14 protein-coding genes and 1 pseudogene are annotated in these 16,389 nt (G+C 55.3%); 8 read left to right on the forward strand and 7 right to left on the reverse strand.

Annotated features, from left to right (window positions below; all coding sequences use genetic code 11):
- Window positions 1–102: 102 nt before the first annotated feature.
- Window positions 103–645, reverse strand: a complete 543-nt coding sequence (locus tag WN53_RS26335) for a GNAT family N-acetyltransferase (RefSeq protein ID WP_024486109.1) — start codon at window positions 643–645, stop codon at window positions 103–105.
- A 169-nt stretch (window positions 646–814) separates the two neighbouring features.
- On the opposite strand from WN53_RS26335, the gene WN53_RS26340 reads away from it, so the two are divergent.
- The 3 genes from WN53_RS26340 (at window position 815) to WN53_RS26350 (ending at window position 4,591) form a co-directional block, all read left to right on the forward strand.
- Entirely contained in the window at window positions 815–2,059 is a 1,245-nt protein-coding gene (locus tag WN53_RS26340; protein ID WP_024486108.1) for a DUF1479 domain-containing protein, read from the forward strand.
- A gap of 109 nt (window positions 2,060–2,168) precedes the next feature.
- Window positions 2,169–3,860, forward strand: a complete 1,692-nt coding sequence (locus WN53_RS26345; protein ID WP_024486107.1) for a sensor histidine kinase — start codon at window positions 2,169–2,171, stop codon at window positions 3,858–3,860.
- The gene (locus WN53_RS26350) at window positions 3,857–4,591 is read left to right on the forward strand and encodes a LytR/AlgR family response regulator transcription factor (protein WP_024486106.1); all 735 of its coding nucleotides are present in this window, start codon (window positions 3,857–3,859) and stop codon (window positions 4,589–4,591) included. The genes WN53_RS26345 and WN53_RS26350 overlap by 4 nt, the downstream gene beginning before the upstream one ends.
- On the opposite strand, the gene WN53_RS26355 is transcribed toward WN53_RS26350, so the two are convergent.
- Window positions 4,592–4,930, reverse strand: coding sequence for a DUF2502 domain-containing protein (locus WN53_RS26355; protein ID WP_024486105.1), 339 nt, complete (start codon window positions 4,928–4,930; stop codon window positions 4,592–4,594).
- A 382-nt stretch (window positions 4,931–5,312) separates the two neighbouring features.
- Here WN53_RS26355 and WN53_RS26360 point away from each other — a divergent pair, with 382 nt between their 5' ends.
- Window positions 5,313–6,539: an L-lactate MFS transporter gene (locus WN53_RS26360; RefSeq protein WP_024486104.1), complete on the forward strand. Its 1,227-nt coding sequence runs from the start codon at window positions 5,313–5,315 to the stop codon at window positions 6,537–6,539.
- 181 nt (window positions 6,540–6,720) lie between these two features.
- Here WN53_RS26360 and glk read toward each other — a convergent pair.
- Window positions 6,721–7,671, reverse strand: a pseudogene (gene glk / locus WN53_RS26365) (glucokinase); the annotation flags it as partial.
- 332 nt (window positions 7,672–8,003) lie between these two features.
- Between glk and WN53_RS26375 the strand changes: the two are divergent.
- Entirely contained in the window at window positions 8,004–9,251 is a 1,248-nt protein-coding gene (locus tag WN53_RS26375; RefSeq protein ID WP_046808391.1) for an ion channel protein, read from the forward strand.
- Here WN53_RS26375 and WN53_RS26380 read toward each other — a convergent pair.
- On the reverse strand, window positions 9,248–9,940 hold the full coding sequence (locus WN53_RS26380) for an aspartate/glutamate racemase family protein (RefSeq protein ID WP_024486101.1): 693 nt from the start codon (window positions 9,938–9,940) through the stop codon (window positions 9,248–9,250). The two genes, WN53_RS26375 and WN53_RS26380, sit on opposite strands and share 4 nt — an antisense overlap.
- A gap of 68 nt (window positions 9,941–10,008) precedes the next feature.
- Window positions 10,009–10,467, reverse strand: a complete 459-nt coding sequence (locus WN53_RS26385; RefSeq protein ID WP_024486100.1) for a multidrug/biocide efflux PACE transporter — start codon at window positions 10,465–10,467, stop codon at window positions 10,009–10,011.
- A 99-nt stretch (window positions 10,468–10,566) separates the two neighbouring features.
- Here WN53_RS26385 and WN53_RS26390 point away from each other — a divergent pair, with 99 nt between their 5' ends.
- Entirely contained in the window at window positions 10,567–11,457 is an 891-nt protein-coding gene (locus WN53_RS26390; protein WP_024486099.1) for a LysR family transcriptional regulator, read from the forward strand.
- Here the strand turns inward: WN53_RS26390 and WN53_RS26395 are convergent.
- Entirely contained in the window at window positions 11,433–13,094 is a 1,662-nt protein-coding gene (locus WN53_RS26395; RefSeq protein WP_024486098.1) for an alpha-keto acid decarboxylase family protein, read from the reverse strand. The genes WN53_RS26390 and WN53_RS26395 overlap by 25 nt on opposite strands.
- 244 nt (window positions 13,095–13,338) lie before the next feature.
- Between WN53_RS26395 and mgrA the strand changes: the two genes are divergently transcribed.
- Window positions 13,339–14,328, forward strand: coding sequence for an L-glyceraldehyde 3-phosphate reductase (mgrA, locus tag WN53_RS26400; protein ID WP_046808392.1), 990 nt, complete (start codon window positions 13,339–13,341; stop codon window positions 14,326–14,328).
- A 255-nt stretch (window positions 14,329–14,583) separates the two neighbouring features.
- Complete coding sequence (locus WN53_RS26405) at window positions 14,584–14,979, forward strand: DUF2502 domain-containing protein (RefSeq protein WP_024485214.1); 396 nt, start codon at window positions 14,584–14,586, stop codon at window positions 14,977–14,979.
- A gap of 126 nt (window positions 14,980–15,105) precedes the next feature.
- Here the strand turns inward: WN53_RS26405 and WN53_RS26410 are convergent, their stop codons facing one another.
- Window positions 15,106–16,341, reverse strand: a complete 1,236-nt coding sequence (locus tag WN53_RS26410; RefSeq protein ID WP_024485215.1) for an Nramp family divalent metal transporter — start codon at window positions 16,339–16,341, stop codon at window positions 15,106–15,108.
- Window positions 16,342–16,389 lie beyond the last annotated feature (48 nt).

Consider the following 16,389-nt stretch of genomic DNA (forward strand, 5'->3'; position numbering starts at 1 on the left):
GTTAGCGCCCGGACCATCCGAGCGACGCTGGCCACAGAATGGCCGAACATCGAACATAACTCAGCCTTGTCAGGCTGTCGAGCCCCCCGCATAACAATTTTTTTACCGGTTGGCAGCCGCAAATTCCGTCGCCAACAGCCCCAACCGCCAGTCATTACACCACCGGCCCGCCAGGCGGAAATTGTCACGCAACGTCCCTTCCAGTTGAAAACCGCAGCTCTCCAACAGACCCCGTGAGGCTAAATTCCCCTCTGTCACCGTGGCATACACTTTGTGAAAACCGCAAGCATTGAAGGCAAAGTCCAAGATCACGGGCAGAGACTCTTTGCCATAACCTTTCCCTTGCCCTTCCGGCAGGCTGCCAAAGCCCACTTCGGCCTGCTGACAAGGGGACCACTCAGGGCGGAACCCGGTCATTCCCACCGCTTGACCGCTGCTTTTTTCTCTCATCACCAGACATAGCCAGCGATCGCAATGCTTATCCCATGCGGGCAAGCGTGCTTCGAAACGTTCGCGGATCTCGTGTTCCGGCAGCGGATCGGCAATGTAACGGATCACCTGGGGATCCTGGAATAGACGTAGGAATAACGGCCAGTCATCCGCCGTTAGCGATGTCAGCAGCAAGCGAGGTGTTTCCAATTTCATCAGGTAAATCTCCGAAAAACGAAAAAGAGGAAGTTACGAATGAAAGATATCCCTTTATTTTCCCCTATTAAACCCAGATAATCATTAACCAGGTTACAACAAAACAGCAACTTTATAACGCTACCCTACCACTAACATCCTCGCCCACCGGCGGGCCAAGGAGAACACCATGGCTTCATTACTCATCGATGATATTCCTGCCGCAATAAAAAGCGTCAAGCAGCAGTTACGCCAGGCTCTACCCAACTATCGCGAAGTCTTCCTGGAACTGGAAGACAATATTCGCCAGCAGGTGGAGCAAATCCGTCAGGAACTGGCCAACGGCCAGGACCCGGTGCCGCAGGTGGACGCCGAGGATATTCTGCAACAACGCGTTACCGAACAACAAATTGCCCTGATTAAACAGCGCGGCGTGTGCGCCATTCGCGGCGTATTCCCACGCAGCAAAGCCGAGGCCTGGAACCAGGAGATTGGCGACTATCTCGAACGCAATAACTTTGTCGAGCGGTTAAAAAATGCCGCCGAAGATAACTACTTCGGCAAACTGGCAGCCAGTAAGCCACAGATCTACGGCATTTACTGGTCGAAGCCTCAGGTCGAGGCTCGTCAAGATCAGCGCATGCATGCGGTACAGGTGTTCCTCAACAGCCTGTGGGCAACCGAAAGCAACGGCAAACAGCATTTTGACCCAACGCGTGTTGCTACCTATGCCGACCGTACCCGCCGCCGCCCGCCAAACTCCTCTTCGTTGGGCCTTTCCCCGCATGTGGATAGCGGCACCATCGAACGCTGGCTGGATGAGAATTTCCGCTATGTCTATCGTCACGTGTTCTCCGGCAACTGGCAGCAATACGATCCCTTTGCCGCCGATGGCCGCACCGAAGTGCGCGAGATCGCCTCACCAGCGGTTTGTTCCATGTTCCGCACCTTCCAGGGCTGGACAGCGCTGACACCGCAACGCACCCATGCCGGTACGCTGAACGTGGTACCGATCGCCAATGCCATGGCCTATATCCTGCTGCGTGCCCTGCAAGACGATGTGGCGGATGACGATCTGTGCGGAGCCGCCCCGGGCCGGGCGCTGTCAATCTCGGAACAATGGCATCCCCTTTTATTAAGTGGGTTATCCCCTATTCCCGATCTGGAGTCGGGAGATACGGTATTCTGGCACTGTGACGTGATCCATTCGGTGGAAAACGAGCATAACGGCGAGTTCGACAGCAACGTGATGTACATCGCCGCCGCGCCGGGTTGTGAGAAGAACGATGCCTACCTGCAACGGCAGTTGCCAAGCTTCCTGTCCGGCAAAAGCCCGGTGGATTTTGCTGCGGATGATTTCGAAGTGGATTTCATTGGCCGCGCCACCGTTGAGCTGCTGACGCCGCTCGGCAAAGAGCAGTTGGGTATCAAGTAGCCCTGATGACCGCGGTGTGCTCCGGCCACCGCGGTCATTGCCGCGCTGTGATATACTGTGTTCTCCCGTTTGTCGCAGTGAGCCGCCCGTTGTGCACCCTGTTTTTGAAATGTTGTTAGCGGTATTCGATCGTGCCGCCCTGATGTTGATCTGCCTGTTTTTCCTCACCCGCACCCGGCTGTTTCGCCAGCTGTTGCAAAAGGAAGATCATACTCCGCTGGAACTGGCCGCAGTCACGGCCATCTTCTCTCTGTTCGCCCTGTTCAGTACCTATTCTGGCATCAACGTCGAAGGCTCTCTGGTTAACGTGCGCGTGATCGCCATTATGGCCGGGGGGATCCTGTTTGGCCCCTGGGTCGGCATCATTACCGGCATTATCGCCGGATTGCACCGCTATCTGATCGATATCGACGGTATCACCTCGGTTCCCTGCCTGATCACCAGCATTATTGCCGGGATAGGCGCCGGTTATATCAACCTGAAGGTGAAGAAAGGCCAGCGCTGGCGTGCCGGGATCTTGGGAGGCATGCTGTGCGAATCACTCACCATGCTGCTGATCGTTGCCTGGGCCAAACCCACCGAGCTCGGGCTGGATATCGTGTCTAAAATTGCCCTGCCGATGATCCTCGGCACGGTGTGTATCGGCCTGATCGTGCTGCTGGTGCAAAGCGTCGAAGACGAAAAAGAAGTGATTGCGGCGCGGCAGGCCAAGCTGGCGCTGGATATCGCCCGTAAAACGCTGCCCTATTTCCGTCATATCAATAGCGAATCACTGACCACCATTTGCGAAATTATCCGCCACGATATCAATGCCGATGCGGTCGCCATCACCGATACCCAACATGTGCTGGCCTACGTTGGCGTGGGAGCAGAGCATTACCCACTCGGGCGCGCAGGGCTGAGCCGAGTGACGCTGGAAAGCATCCAGCAGGGCAAAATCATCATCAAAAACAACCTCGAGAATCAGACAGCACCGCAGATCCATTCCCAACTGGTGATCCCTCTATGGGAAAAGGGAGAGGTGACCGGGGCGCTGAAGATTTACTACTGCCATGCCCATCAGATCACCAATACGCTGAAGGTGATGGCGGTTGGCCTGTCGCAGATTATCTCCACCCAGATGGAAGTCTCGCGCATCGAGCATCTGCGCCAAATGGCGGACAAGGCCGAAATGCGTGCGCTACAAAGCAAAATCAACCCGCATTTCCTGTTTAATGCGCTGAACGCTATCTCGTCGTCGATCCGGCTAAATCAGGATACCGCCCGCCAGTTAATCATCAACCTGTCGCGTTACCTGCGCTATAACCTGGAACTGAACGACGAACTGATCGATATCCGTAAGGAACTGCATCAGATCCAGGACTATATCGCCATCGAGCAGGCGCGCTTCGGCAGTAAGCTAACGGTGATTTATGACATCGACGACGATATTGCCGTGCGCATCCCCAGCCTGCTGATCCAGCCGCTAGTGGAAAATGCCATCGTGCACGGTATTCAACCCTGTAAAGGGAAAGGCGTGGTGGTGATCGCGGTGAAAGATCGGGGCGATCGCGTCAAGATTTCGGTGAAAGATACTGGCAATGGCATCGATCCACTGGTGATCGAGCGCGTGGCGCGCAATGAAATGCCTGGCCACAATATCGGTCTGCTTAACGTACACCACCGGGTTTCCCTGCTGTACGGAGAAGGATTGCGCATACGTCGGCTGGAGCCGGGAACGGAAATCGCCTTCTACGTCACCAAAAACGGCAATAAGCTGCATAGCGAAAACAGCCCACAACCTGCCGGGGAACAACTATGAAAGCCATCATTGTGGAAGATGAGTTTCTCGCCCAGCAAGAGCTGACTTATCTGATTAATAAACACAGTAATATCACCATCGAAGCCACCTTTGAAGATGGCCTGGACGTGCTGAAATACCTGCAAACTCATCAGGTCGATGCCATTTTCCTCGATATCAATATTCCTTCGTTAGACGGCGTATTGCTGGCGCAGAACATCAGCAAGTTTGCGCATCGTCCGTCGATCGTGTTTATCACCGCCTATAAAGAGCATGCGGTGGAAGCGTTTGAGATCGAGGCGTTCGACTACATCCTCAAGCCGTATCATGAAGCGCGTATCATCACCATGCTGCAAAAGCTGGAGGCATTGCATAACCGACCGGCGCAGACGCCGGAACCTAGCGCACCGGCGAATCGCACCAACCACAGCATTAACCTGATCAAAGACGAGCGCATCATCGTCACGGACATCAACGACATTTACTACGCCGCCGCCGATGAGAAAGTTACACGGGTATATACCCGGCGCGAAGAGTTTGTGATGCCGATGAATATCACCGAGTTTTACCAACGGCTGCCAGAAGAGTTTTTCTTCCGCTGCCACCGGTCGTATTGCGTGAATCTGTCCAAGATCCGGGAAATCGTTCCGTGGTTCAACAACACCTATATTCTGCGGCTGAGCGATCTGGATTTTGAAGTCCCGGTCAGCCGCAGCAAGGTCAAGGCGTTTCGCCAACTGATGCGGTTATAGTTACCAGCGTGGGCCTCGCGGGCCGTGATCCCGTTGGTAATAGCGTGGCGGTGGTGGTGGCATGCGGTGATAACGTGGGCCATCACGCCATTCACGACGTGGGGGGCCGTAATAAACCGCCCTTGGCGGTGGGCCGTAATATCCGCGTGGGCCATAATGCTCGTGCCACCAGCGCGGTTCACGCCAGCGACCACCATCCCAGTAATGGCCACGGTCATCCCGATCGCCAATATGCAGCGACATTCCAGGCACGTTGATGCCGACAGAAATATCCGCATGGCTCACCGCAGGCAGTGAAAGCGGAAACAACGCAGCCAATAACAACAGCACTTTTTTCATCAGGTCTCTCCCAGAGCATGGAACGGGTCCATTTACCGATCACAGTAGTTCCGCACCGGTACGTTCTCTATAGGAGGAAAGCCCAATTACGCCTTTCAGGCATATCCTTCACAATTACTACACAGTTGCCCCGGAGGTTTGGCCATCTTTCTGACATATCTTTGATGTAGATCACGCCCCGCAGGCCGCACTCCAACGGCTTTTTAGCCCTTATTCGGCAACTCATGCAGCGATAACGGCATTTCATTCCTCGGCAGCGGCAGTTCATTCCCGATCCGCCATTGGCAACGATCCCCCCTTTATAATAGGCCCATACCGCAGGGCTCTGGTTGCCTTGCTAATTTTGCCAATGGGCAACGCCAATACAGGAAGGAGACCGGCCATGAACAGCAAACCGGCAAATCGCAGCTTAATCGTTCTCGGCACCATCATCTGCCAGATGGGCCTCGGCACTATCTATACCTGGAGCCTGTTCAACCAGCCGCTGGTAGACAAGTTCCATTGGGGCCTTGGCGATGTCGCTACCACCTTCTCGATCACCAGCTTCTTCCTGGCCTTCGCCACGCTGTTCGCCGGTAAGCTACAAGAGCGTTTCGGTATTCGCAATCTGACACTGGTCTCCGGCGTGCTGGTCGGCCTAGGGTTGATTGCCAGCGCCCACGTGCAATCGCTGGATATGATTTATCTGTTGGCAGGCGTGGTGGTCGGTTTTGCGGTGGGTATCGCTTACATCTCTACGCTGTCCAACCTGATCAAATGGTTCCCGGATAACAAGGGGCTGATTTCCGGCATCTCCGTCGGGGCGTTCGGTAGCGGCAGTCTGCTGTTCAAATACGTTAACGCCGCCCTGATTAGCGGTGCCGGTGTCTCTGCTGCATTCTTCTATTGGGGCGTAATCGTGATGGCGCTGATTGTGCTGGGCTCCATGCTGCTCAAAGAACCGGTGCAGGTTAACCAACAGGCTAACCACGGTACGCTGGGCAACGATTACACCGTGCGCCAGATGCTGGCCAGCAAAGAGGCCTACATGCTGTTCGTGATTTTCTTCGCAGCCTGTATGAGTGGCCTGTATCTGATCGGTATCGTTAAAGACATGGGCGTACAGCTGGCTGGAATGGATTTGGCCACCGCCGCCAACACCGTTTCTGCCGTGGCAATCTTCAATACCGCAGGCCGCATCATTCTGGGCACCCTGTCCGATAAAGTAGGCCGTATGCGCGTCATCAGCTTCACCATGCTGGTCACTATTCTGGCAATTGCCGCACTGAGCTTCGTGACGCTGAGCCATACGCTGTTCTTTATCTGCGTCGGCGCGGTCGCTTTCTGCTTCGGTGGCAACATTACCGTCTTCCCGGCGATTGTCGGTGACTTCTTCGGCCTGAAAAACCACAGCAAGAACTACGGCATCATTTATCAGGGCTTTGGTCTGGGCGCGCTGGCAGGGTCGTTTGTTGCCAACCACTTCGGCGGCTTCCACGCGACCTTTATGGTGATGGGTGTGCTGTCGGTGATTTCACTGCTGATCACCCTGTTTATCAAAGCGCCGAAAGCGGTAGAGCAGGAAGAAGAGTCTCACGCAGAGCCGGTGTTGGCCAAAGCCAACGGCTAATGGCCCCTCACCCTCTCCCAAAGGGAGAGGGTACCGATCGAGTTGGGCTGAAAGTATCTTGATTCTTGATCAGTGCTGGCAGAAGAGACGATCGCAGTTGTTGAGATTATCTCTTTACTTCTAAACGAGCAGGGGCTGACAGCTCCCTCTCCCTTTGGGAGAGGGTTGGGGTGAGGGGTATTCCCAGCGTCTGCCGCAGATGAGCACCGGCCCCCAGCAGCCCCGGTTGGGAATGGGTGATCATAAACACCGGAATTTCACGTACGTAGTCTTTGAAGCGCCCCTTGTCTTCGAAGGCGGCGCGGAACCCGGAAGCCTTGAAGAACTCCATAAAGCGCGGCACGATGCCCCCGGCGATATACACTCCACCAAACGTCCCCAAGTTCAACGCCAGGTTGCCGCCAAACCGCCCCATGATCACGCAGAACAGGGACAACGCACGACGGCAATCAGTACAGCTATCCGCCAGCGCACGCTCGGTGATGTCTTTGGGTTCCAGCTTCTCCGGCAGGCGCTTGTCTGCCTTGACGATGGCACGGTACAGATTCACCAGCCCAGGGCCAGACAACACGCGCTCCGCAGAGACATGACCAACTTCACCACGCAGCACCTCCAGGATGATGTCCTCTTCTTCACTGTTCGGCGCAAAATCTACGTGGCCACCCTCACCCGGCAGGCTCACCCAGCGGCGGTTAACGTGCACCAGATGCGCCACCCCCAAGCCCGTACCCGCACCGTAAACGGCAATCGGTTTATCCTTTTGCGCTTTGCCACCGCCAAACTGCAACACGTCATCTTCAGACAGCATCGGAATAGCCATCGAAACCGCGGTAAAATCGTTAATCACTTCCAGATGCTTTAAGCCCAGGCTCTCTTTCATCGCTTTGATGGAGAAGGCCCAGGTGTGATTGGTCATGGCGACCCAATCCTCCGTTACCGGGCAGGCGATGGCGATACAGGCATCCTGAACCTCCAGTTGCAGCTCGGTCAGGTATTGGCGGATCACCGCTTCCAGGCTATCGAACTCCAGACCAGAATAGGTTTTCGCCTGGGCGATCTCGCCCGTCTCGACAGTGCACAGCGCCAGGCGGGCATTGGTACCGCCAACATCACCTACGAGGGCATAGGTCATCGGTGTTTCTCCCTAAAATGAATAATGCAAAATTGGGTACACTGTAAAATCACGCCGCCCAAACAACAATCGGCATTCTGCGGCCCGCTGCGCAATAGCGATCTCGATCACAAAAATCGTTTCAGCCAGCACAGTTTTCACCGATTTATACCGGCGGTTACAGATTGGCGCAAAAAACGTGAGAGGAATGCGATCGCGTGCGGCTACCATTAGCGAAATCGCTCCGTTGGAGCTATATACTATGCAAACCAATTCTCTGGAGCCTGGCGATTCTGCTGGCTTTACTCTCTGTTTTCCCTGCCAATCAGGGACGTAACAACAAGGGATCCTGCATGCTGCATCCACGCGCCAATGCTATGTTGGCCTTCGCTCTGCCCGCGATCGTTATCGGTTCCGCCTCCAGCCTGATCCTCATCTTGCTGATGGAAAGTGCCAGCGTGCTGCAGAACTTGCTGTGGACTCGCCTTCCGGAAATGCTCGATATAGATAGCCATTCCCCGTGGTGGACCATCGGTATTCTTACGCTGGCTGGTATCGCCGTTGGGCTGATCATACGTTTCGTGCCGGGCCATGCCGGGCCAGATCCGGCTACCGAATCGCTGATCGGCATGCCTTTGCCAGTGGCCGCCGTACCGGGGCTGGCTTTAGCTTTGATGATCGGCCTGGCAGGTGGCGTTAGTTTGGGGCCGGAAAACCCGATCACCGCCGTCAATATTGCCCTGGTGGTCGCACTCGGGGCCAGGCTATTACCCAAAGTGCCCAGGATGGATTGGATCATCCTCGCTGCCGCTGGCACGATTGGCGCAATGTTCGGTACCCCTGTTGCCGCCGCCCTGATTTTCTCGCAAACGCTAGGGGGAAATAACGAAGTCCCCCTGTGGGATCGGCTGTTTGCCCCGCTGATGGCCGCTGCCGCCGGGGCCGTCACTACCCAGATGTTCTTTACCCCGAACTTTACCCTACAGCTTGATGCTTACGATGTGATCCGGCTACGCGATATCTTCAGCGGCTCGGTGGTCGCGCTGATCGCTATTGCCCTGGGGATGGTGGCGATCTGGTGCTTCCCACGCATGCACCACATGTTCCATTCGCTGAAAAATCCGGTATTGATGCTCGGGCTAGGTGGCCTGTTGCTGGGGATCCTTGGGGTCATTGGCGGAGATGTCACCCTATTCAAAGGGTTGGATGAGATGAAACTGTTGGTGGTCGACGGCAGTTTCACCACCAACCAATTGTTGGTGATCACCCTGACCAAGCTGGCCGCCCTGGTGGTAGCTGCCGCCAGTGGCTTCCGCGGCGGGCGTATTTTCCCAGCGGTATTTATAGGTGTCGCACTGGGGTTGATGTTGCATCAACATGTTCCGGCGGTTCCGGCAGCGATCACCGTTTCCTGTGCCATTATGGGGTTGGTGCTGGTGGTGACTCGCGACGGCTGGCTGAGCCTGTTTATGGCCGTGGCGGTGGTGCCAGAGCTGCACCTGTTACCGATACTCTGTATTGTGATGTTGCCCGCCTGGCTGGTGCTGGCGGGCAAACCTTTGATGCTGGTAGTAAAAAACCAGCCTCCGCATGAAGACTAAGCCAGAGCATACTCGGCAGCGGCGTGCGCATGAATGGCCGTGGTGTCGAATACCGGCACCGCGGCATCTTGTGCGCTAACCAACAGGCCGATCTCGGTGCAGCCAAAGATGATCCCCTCGGCGCCCTGCTGTTCCAGCTTGGCAATAATCCGGCGATATTCATCGCGTGAGGTATCAACGATCTTGCCCAGGCATAGCTCTTCATAAATGATGCGGTGTACGATATCGCGATCGGCGGCATCCGGCGTAACCACTTCGATAGCAAATTTATCCTGCAAACGCCCACGGTAAAAATCCTGCTCCATGGTAAAGCGCGTGCCGAGTAAGCCGATACGGCGAATATTTTGCTGGCGTACCTGCAATGCCGTGGCATCGGCAATATGGATCAGCGGCAGGCCGCTGGCCTGTTCCACCGCATCCGCCACCTTATGCATAGTGTTGGTACAAATCACGATGGCTTCGGCACCGGCAGCACGCAGCGAAGCGGCGGCCCCTGCCAGCAAACGGCCAGCCCCCTCCCAATCACCTTGGTGCTGCAAGCGTTCCACTTCATGAAAATCCACGCTGTAGAGCACGATTTTGGCTGAATGCAGACCACCAAGCCGCTGTTTCACCTGCTCGTTGATCATTCGGTAATAGGGGATGGTGGATTCCCAACTCATCCCCCCCAATAATCCCAACACTTTCATTCGATTCTCCTGGCTTTGACGTTCTATCAACCAGACATTACCCGAGAACGACCTGACTGACGAAGCAATTATTTGCTACGTGAGCTGCTTACCTGAGCCTGGCGCGGCTCGAACCAACGCTGGCGCAGGGTATCGTAGAACCAGTTATACACCATGGTATAGGGCAGGAAGAACAGGAAGAAACCGAGCTCCAACACAAAGGCCTGCCACAAGGAAATATTGAGCATAAAGGCGGCTATCGGCAGACCAATCAGTACAAACCCGGCTTCAAAGCCAAAGGCGTGGCCAATACGCACTTTCAGCGTTCTGACCACTCGGCTCACTGGCCACAACCGATCAAAGATCGAGTTATAGACAATGTTCCACAGCATGGCGACGGTAGATAACATGATCGCCAGCGTCCCGACCTGTGCCATCGAGCGGTTAAGCAACCACGACCCCACAGGGGCACAGATCATTACAGCGATAGCTTCGAATCCCACTGCGTGAACGATACGTTCAGTCAACGACTTGTTTTGCAACTGCATACTTCACCTGCTTTGTGATCATTATTGAAAAAGTCAGGTGATTATCATCGCTTTTTTGCGTAGATTAAAGATAGATACCATCGATAAAGTAGATACATCATGCGCTATTCCCCAGAAGCCCTACTGGCCTTTGTTGAGGCTGCCGCGTTAGGCTCGTTTTCTGCCGCCGCACGCAGGCTGCGCAAAAGCCAATCCACCATCAGCACCGCCATTGCCAATCTGGAGGCCGATCTCGGGCTGACGCTGTTCGATCGGCAGGCACGCCAACCTGTATTGACCGAGGCTGGCCGCAAGGTGCTGGGCCACGTGCAGGAAATTCTCGCTGCCAGCGAACGACTCGATGCCTTGAGCATCCGCTTGGGGGACAATATCGAACCACGGCTGACCATCGTTTTTTCCGATACCTATCAGCCCAACCATCACGACAACCTGCTGAAACATTTCGAGCGGCGTTATCAGGATATCGAGCTGGAATGTATGATCGCCGAAGGGGAGGATGTGCTGGATCTGCTACAGACTGGCCGCGCCCACCTGGGGATGCTGGCGGTACAACCCAACTACCCTCCCGAGATCGCCGTCGCCAGGCTGCCAGAGCAGACTGAAATGGGGCTGTTTGTCGCTCATGATCATCCGCTGACCCTTATTCCTGCCCTGACACAGGCACACCTTGCCAGCAGCCGCCAACTTTACCTCAACACTTATACCAGCAACAGCGCGCCAAAACCGCGCGGCAGGGCCTGGTCGGCGCCCAGCTATCTGATGTTGCTAGAGATGGCGGAACAGGGGGCGGGCTGGGCAATACTGCCGCACTGGCTGGTCAAACAGTACGGGCGGCAACGTCTGACAGAGCTGAAAATACGTGGCTGGCCGCAAACCATCTCGGTCGACGCCGTATGGTCCAAGCTTACCCCGCCGGGGCCGGCGGGGCTGTGGTTATTGGATCGCCTGCTGGAAAATGCCACCGATCAAGCCGCCGCATTACGCGATTGAATGGCACGTGACACGTTATCAAGCAGTTCGGGAAAATCCATTTTCGGCAACACCACCTCGATAAACGCCAGTTGCTCGCTACCGCCGACCTCTTCAAGCGCTGCACGCAACTGCTCAGGCGCGGTGACGCGCAGGCACTTCATCTGATGATCGAGCGATAATGCCTGCGGTAGACGCGTCCAGTTCCATTGCGCGATATCGTTATAGCGCTGTTCCGGCCCATGGATGGCTCGCTCAATAGTGTAACCGTCATTATTCAGCAGCAAGATCACCGGCTTTTGCCCATCGCGCAACATGCTGCCCAACTCCTGCACGGTAAGCTGAGCGGCCCCATCGCCAATCAGCAATACCACCCGACGCTGAGGATCAGCAGTCTGCGCGCCAAATGCCGCCGGTAAGGTATAGCCGATTGATCCCCATAAGGACTGTACGATAAACCGGCAACCCCGCGGCAGCGTCAACGACGCCGCGCCAAAACAGGCGGTGCCCTGCTCCGCAATCAGGATATCCCCCGGCTGCAAGAAGTCTTGGATCTGCTGCCAAAAACTATGTTGATCAAGACCGCTGGAACTCGGATCCGGTAGCGCTGGCCGTTTAATGGACGGCAACGACCACTTGCTGGCTAACGATAACGTCAGTTGATGTAGAGCCTTTACTGCTTCGCGCATAGGGATCTGGCTGAAAACCTGCTGACCAACCCGCGCCTCGAACGGTTGGATATCGATGCATTTATCCACGGGCAGATTGTGACTAAAACCGGCGGTGATGGTATCGGTGAAACGCACCCCGACGTTAATCACCACATCGGCACCCTCAATCTGCTGCTTAACCTGCGGATCGCTGGCGGCTGCGGCATAGGTTCCAGTAAAGCAGGCATGGGTTTCATCCAACACACTTTTGCCTAACAGCAGCGTCGAGTGCGGAATATTGACCTCATTCATCCATTGTTCCAGCAAGGGTTCGGCCCCGAAGCGTTCGGCCAGGAAATCCGCCAGCAGGGAAACCCGCTGTGCGTCCTGCAGTTTTTCCCGCGCGGCAGCGATAAATGCCTGTAGAGATACCTCGGAAAGATTGGGCTGGCGCAATACCAAAGGTGCTGGGCGCGAGACCAACGGAGCTTCGGCGACATCACTTGGCAACAGCAGATACACCGGGCGGCGCTCGTACAGCGCGGTCGTCAATAAGCGATCGATTTCTGCTTCAGCATTGCTGGCCGTCAGGCTGGCCTGAGCTATGGTGACCTCTTGCGCCATACGGGCAAAATGGCCGAAGTCCCCATCCCCTAAAGAATGGTGCAGTAAATCCCCGGCTCGCTGGGCTCGCAAAGCCGGTGTGCCAACAATGTGGATCACCGGCAGGTATTCGGCATAACTGCCGGCAATGCCGTTAATCGCACTTAATTCACCCACGCCAAAGGTGGTCAACAGTGCCGCGGCCGGTTTGCAGCGGGCATAACCATCGGCGGCATAGGCGGCGTTCAGCTCGTTGGCGCAGCCTACCCAGGTTATCTGCTGATGATCGATAACATGATCGAGAAACTGCAGGTTGTAATCTCCCGGTACACCGAAAAAGTGGCGAATGCCAATCTGGGCTAACCGATCGAGAAGGTAATCTGCCACCGTATAGCTCTTGTTCATGATCATCACCTAGGTAATGGGAGAATGGTTAGTATTAAGTATTAAAGATGCTGCCGAATTTTCGAGCTTTATCGGCAAAAGGCACTGGAAACCCCGCTTTACATCTGCGCACCAACGGCATGCAGTAGGGATCATCCATAAGCAATTTGAATAAATTATGGACAATTAGCGTGATCTGGCACTCTGACAGCCCAAGTGGAAGCGCATACACTGAATATCATTTCCCGCCGTCGATGAGGATTTTATGGTTTATCAAGCTGAGCCTGCCCGCTACCAGAATATGGAATATCGCCGCTGTGGCCGCAGCGGGCTGCAACTGCCAGCCGTTTCACTCGGTATGTGGCACAACTTTGGTGATAGCACACTGTATGACAATGCGCGCAGCCTGGTGCATCGTGCCTTCGATCTTGGTATTACCCACTTCGATCTGGCCAATAACTACGGGCCACCGCCGGGTTCTGCCGAGGAGAATTTCGGCCGTATTCTGCATCAGGATCTCCAGCCTTATCGCGATGAGCTGATTATCTCTTCCAAGGCGGGCTACACCATGTGGCCTGGCCCCTACGGTGACTGGGGATCGAAGAAATACCTGGTCGCCAGCCTGAACCAGAGCCTGCAACGCATGCGGCTCGACTATGTGGATATCTTCTACCATCACCGCCCTGATCCAGATACGCCGCTGGAAGAAACCATGGCGGCGCTGGATTTGATAGTCCGCCAAGGGAAAGCGCTGTATGTCGGGTTATCGAATTACCCGGCCGAACGGGCGCGGCAAGCATTTGCCATACTGCAACAGCTTGGCACCCCTTGCGTGATCCACCAGCCGAAGTACTCGATGTTTGAACGCTGGGTCGAACCCGAGTTGCTGGATACGCTGGAAGAGCATGGCGTGGGGTCTATCGCCTTCTCACCGCTGGCCGGAGGCATGCTGACCGATCGCTATCTGCAAGGCATCCCGCCTGATTCCCGCGCAGCCAGCGGCAGCCGCTCGCTCACTCCCGAGCAGATTACCGAAACGAAACTGCAAAAGGTTCGCCTGCTGAATGTGTTGGCAGAACGGCGTGGTCAAAAGCTGTCGCAAATGGCGCTGGCCTGGGTATTGCGTAACGATCGCGTCACTTCCGTATTGATTGGTGCTAGCAAAGTCAGCCAGATTGAAGATGCGGTCGGTATGTTGGCCAACCGTAAGTTCAGCGCAGAAGAGATCGCCAAGATTGAGCAGATCCTGATGTAATCGCTTACAAACCGCCGGTGGGTATCGGCGGTTTTCTCCCCTTTCCCCTCAGATAACTCCCAATCCCCGGTGTTCTCCATGGCTTTCAGAATTTGCCCAAAGGCGCGGCCGCTCCACGGCGTTAACATCCCTCAGATAAATACCTCATGGATTTTACGCATAGCGTTTAAGAACGAGGGATAACAACCGTTTGCATGGCCAAAACCTATACCGATGAACGTGCTTCATTATCGGTAATCGGCCAAGGGAGCCTAAATGTTTAAACCTCTGTTTACCGCTGCCATTCTGGCGGCGCTTTTCATGCCCATCGCACCCATCGCCCATGCCAGCAGCGTCAATATTGATTTGCTGCCGGGGGTCTCACTGCAGATTGGTGACCAGGACAAACGGGGCAATTATTGGGACGGTTACGACTGGCGCGATCGCGATTGGTGGCATGGCCATCAGGGGCGTGATTTAGGGGAGCGCAGCCGCCGTGGCTACTATTGGGATGGCTATCGCTGGCGTGATCGCGATTACTGGCACAAAAATTATTACTACCATGATGGCCGCTACCGCAAGGCCGATAAATACTATTACAAGCAGTATAAAAAGCAGCACCATAAGAACAAGCATCATCACAAAAACCACCATCACGATCATGATGATTGACCCCTCACCCCAACCCTCTCCCACAGGGAGAGGGAGCTGATCGGCATCGTAATCAGGTGCAGAAGTCAGTCTGTAGCACTCTTCATCCCCTCTACATGAGTTAGGGTTAGGGTGAGAGGAACTATCTTAAAGCAGGTTGCTGATCAGCAGATAACCGTTGAGCCCAACCACCACCAACACAATCAGTTTACCGAGATTCTGGATCAGGCGGCCGTTGACCATATCCCCCATCAGTTCACGGTTGCCGGTAAACGCCAGCAGCGGCACCAAGGCCAGGGCAATACCAAAGCTCAGCAGCACCTGGCTCAAAACCAGAATACGCGTCGCATCCATCCCCATCATGATGACAATAAACGATGGCATCATGGTGACCACCCGCCGTACCCAGATTGGGATATAGAAGCGGACAAAGCCCTGCATCACCACCTGCCCCGCCAAGGTGCCTACCACGGTAGAAGAGAGACCTGCTGCAACCAGGCTCAGACCAAAAATGGTGGCCGCCGCATTGCCGAGCAGCGGTTGCAACGTCAGGTAGGCTTGGTCGAGATCGGTAATACCGCTGTGGCCGTTGAAATGGAATGCGGCAGCGGCGGTGGCCATCATCGCCAGGTTAACAAAACCGGCAATGGTCATGGCGATCGCCACGTCCAGCTTGGTGGCCGAATAACGTTCGGCTTTAGAGTCTTTACCGGCAGTCTGCGTCAGCGAGGAGTGCAAATAAATCACATGCGGCATGATGGTTGCCCCTAACACCCCCGCAGCAAGAAACACCGCGTCACCATTCGGCAAATCCGGGATCGCCATCCCTCTAAGCAACCCGCTCAGCTGCGGCTGAGAAAATACCAGCTCGACGATATAGGCCATTGCCACAAACAGCAGCAGGCCGCCAATCACCAATTCCAGTGGCTTTTGCCCGCGTTTTTGCAGCATCAGGATCAGGAAGGTGGCAATGCCGGTGAGGACAGCCCCCTGCAGCAGCGTTACCCCCAGCAGCAGTTTGAAACCGATCGCGGCACCGATAAACTCGGCCAAGTCAGTGGCCATCGCGATAATCTCCGCCTGCACCCAATAGGCCCAGACGGCCGGGCGCGGGAAGCGATCGCGGATATGTTCAGCAAGGTTTTTACCGGTAGCGATGCCGAGTTTGGCAGACAGCAGTTGGATCAGCATCGCCATGACGTTGGCCCATACCACCACCCACAGCAGCGTGTAGCCAAAAGAAGCGCCAGCTTGAATATTAGTGGCAAAATTACCGGGGTCGATATAGCCGATGGCGGCGATAAAGGCAGGCCCCATCAGAGAAAGTTTGATCTTTCTGGACGGGCGGCTGGAGGAATTGTTAACCGCGCGACTGTTCAGCATAGCGAAAATCCTTACTAATTTAGCTCACCTTCATCTTTACCTAAGTGA

Source organism: Serratia fonticola, assembly GCF_001006005.1.
GTDB classification, from domain to species: Bacteria; Pseudomonadota; Gammaproteobacteria; order Enterobacterales; family Enterobacteriaceae; genus Chania; species Chania fonticola.

What these genes read in the sequence shown, in the direction of transcription:
- WN53_RS26335 (WP_024486109.1), bottom strand. Translation starts at nt 645, where the DNA reads ATGAAATTGGAAACACCTCGCTTGCTGCTGACATCGCTAACGGCGGAT.
- WN53_RS26340 (WP_024486108.1), top strand. Translation starts at nt 815, where the DNA reads ATGGCTTCATTACTCATCGATGATATTCCTGCCGCAATAAAAAGCGTC.
- WN53_RS26345 (WP_024486107.1), top strand. Translation starts at nt 2,169, where the DNA reads ATGTTGTTAGCGGTATTCGATCGTGCCGCCCTGATGTTGATCTGCCTG.
- WN53_RS26350 (WP_024486106.1), top strand. Translation starts at nt 3,857, where the DNA reads ATGAAAGCCATCATTGTGGAAGATGAGTTTCTCGCCCAGCAAGAGCTG.
- WN53_RS26355 (WP_024486105.1), bottom strand. Translation starts at nt 4,930, where the DNA reads ATGAAAAAAGTGCTGTTGTTATTGGCTGCGTTGTTTCCGCTTTCACTG.
- WN53_RS26360 (WP_024486104.1), top strand. Translation starts at nt 5,313, where the DNA reads ATGAACAGCAAACCGGCAAATCGCAGCTTAATCGTTCTCGGCACCATC.
- WN53_RS26375 (WP_046808391.1), top strand. Translation starts at nt 8,004, where the DNA reads ATGCTGCATCCACGCGCCAATGCTATGTTGGCCTTCGCTCTGCCCGCG.
- WN53_RS26380 (WP_024486101.1), bottom strand. Translation starts at nt 9,940, where the DNA reads ATGAAAGTGTTGGGATTATTGGGGGGGATGAGTTGGGAATCCACCATC.
- WN53_RS26385 (WP_024486100.1), bottom strand. Translation starts at nt 10,467, where the DNA reads ATGCAGTTGCAAAACAAGTCGTTGACTGAACGTATCGTTCACGCAGTG.
- WN53_RS26390 (WP_024486099.1), top strand. Translation starts at nt 10,567, where the DNA reads ATGCGCTATTCCCCAGAAGCCCTACTGGCCTTTGTTGAGGCTGCCGCG.
- WN53_RS26395 (WP_024486098.1), bottom strand. Translation starts at nt 13,094, where the DNA reads ATGAACAAGAGCTATACGGTGGCAGATTACCTTCTCGATCGGTTAGCC.
- mgrA (WP_046808392.1), top strand. Translation starts at nt 13,339, where the DNA reads ATGGTTTATCAAGCTGAGCCTGCCCGCTACCAGAATATGGAATATCGC.
- WN53_RS26405 (WP_024485214.1), top strand. Translation starts at nt 14,584, where the DNA reads ATGTTTAAACCTCTGTTTACCGCTGCCATTCTGGCGGCGCTTTTCATG.
- WN53_RS26410 (WP_024485215.1), bottom strand. Translation starts at nt 16,341, where the DNA reads ATGCTGAACAGTCGCGCGGTTAACAATTCCTCCAGCCGCCCGTCCAGA.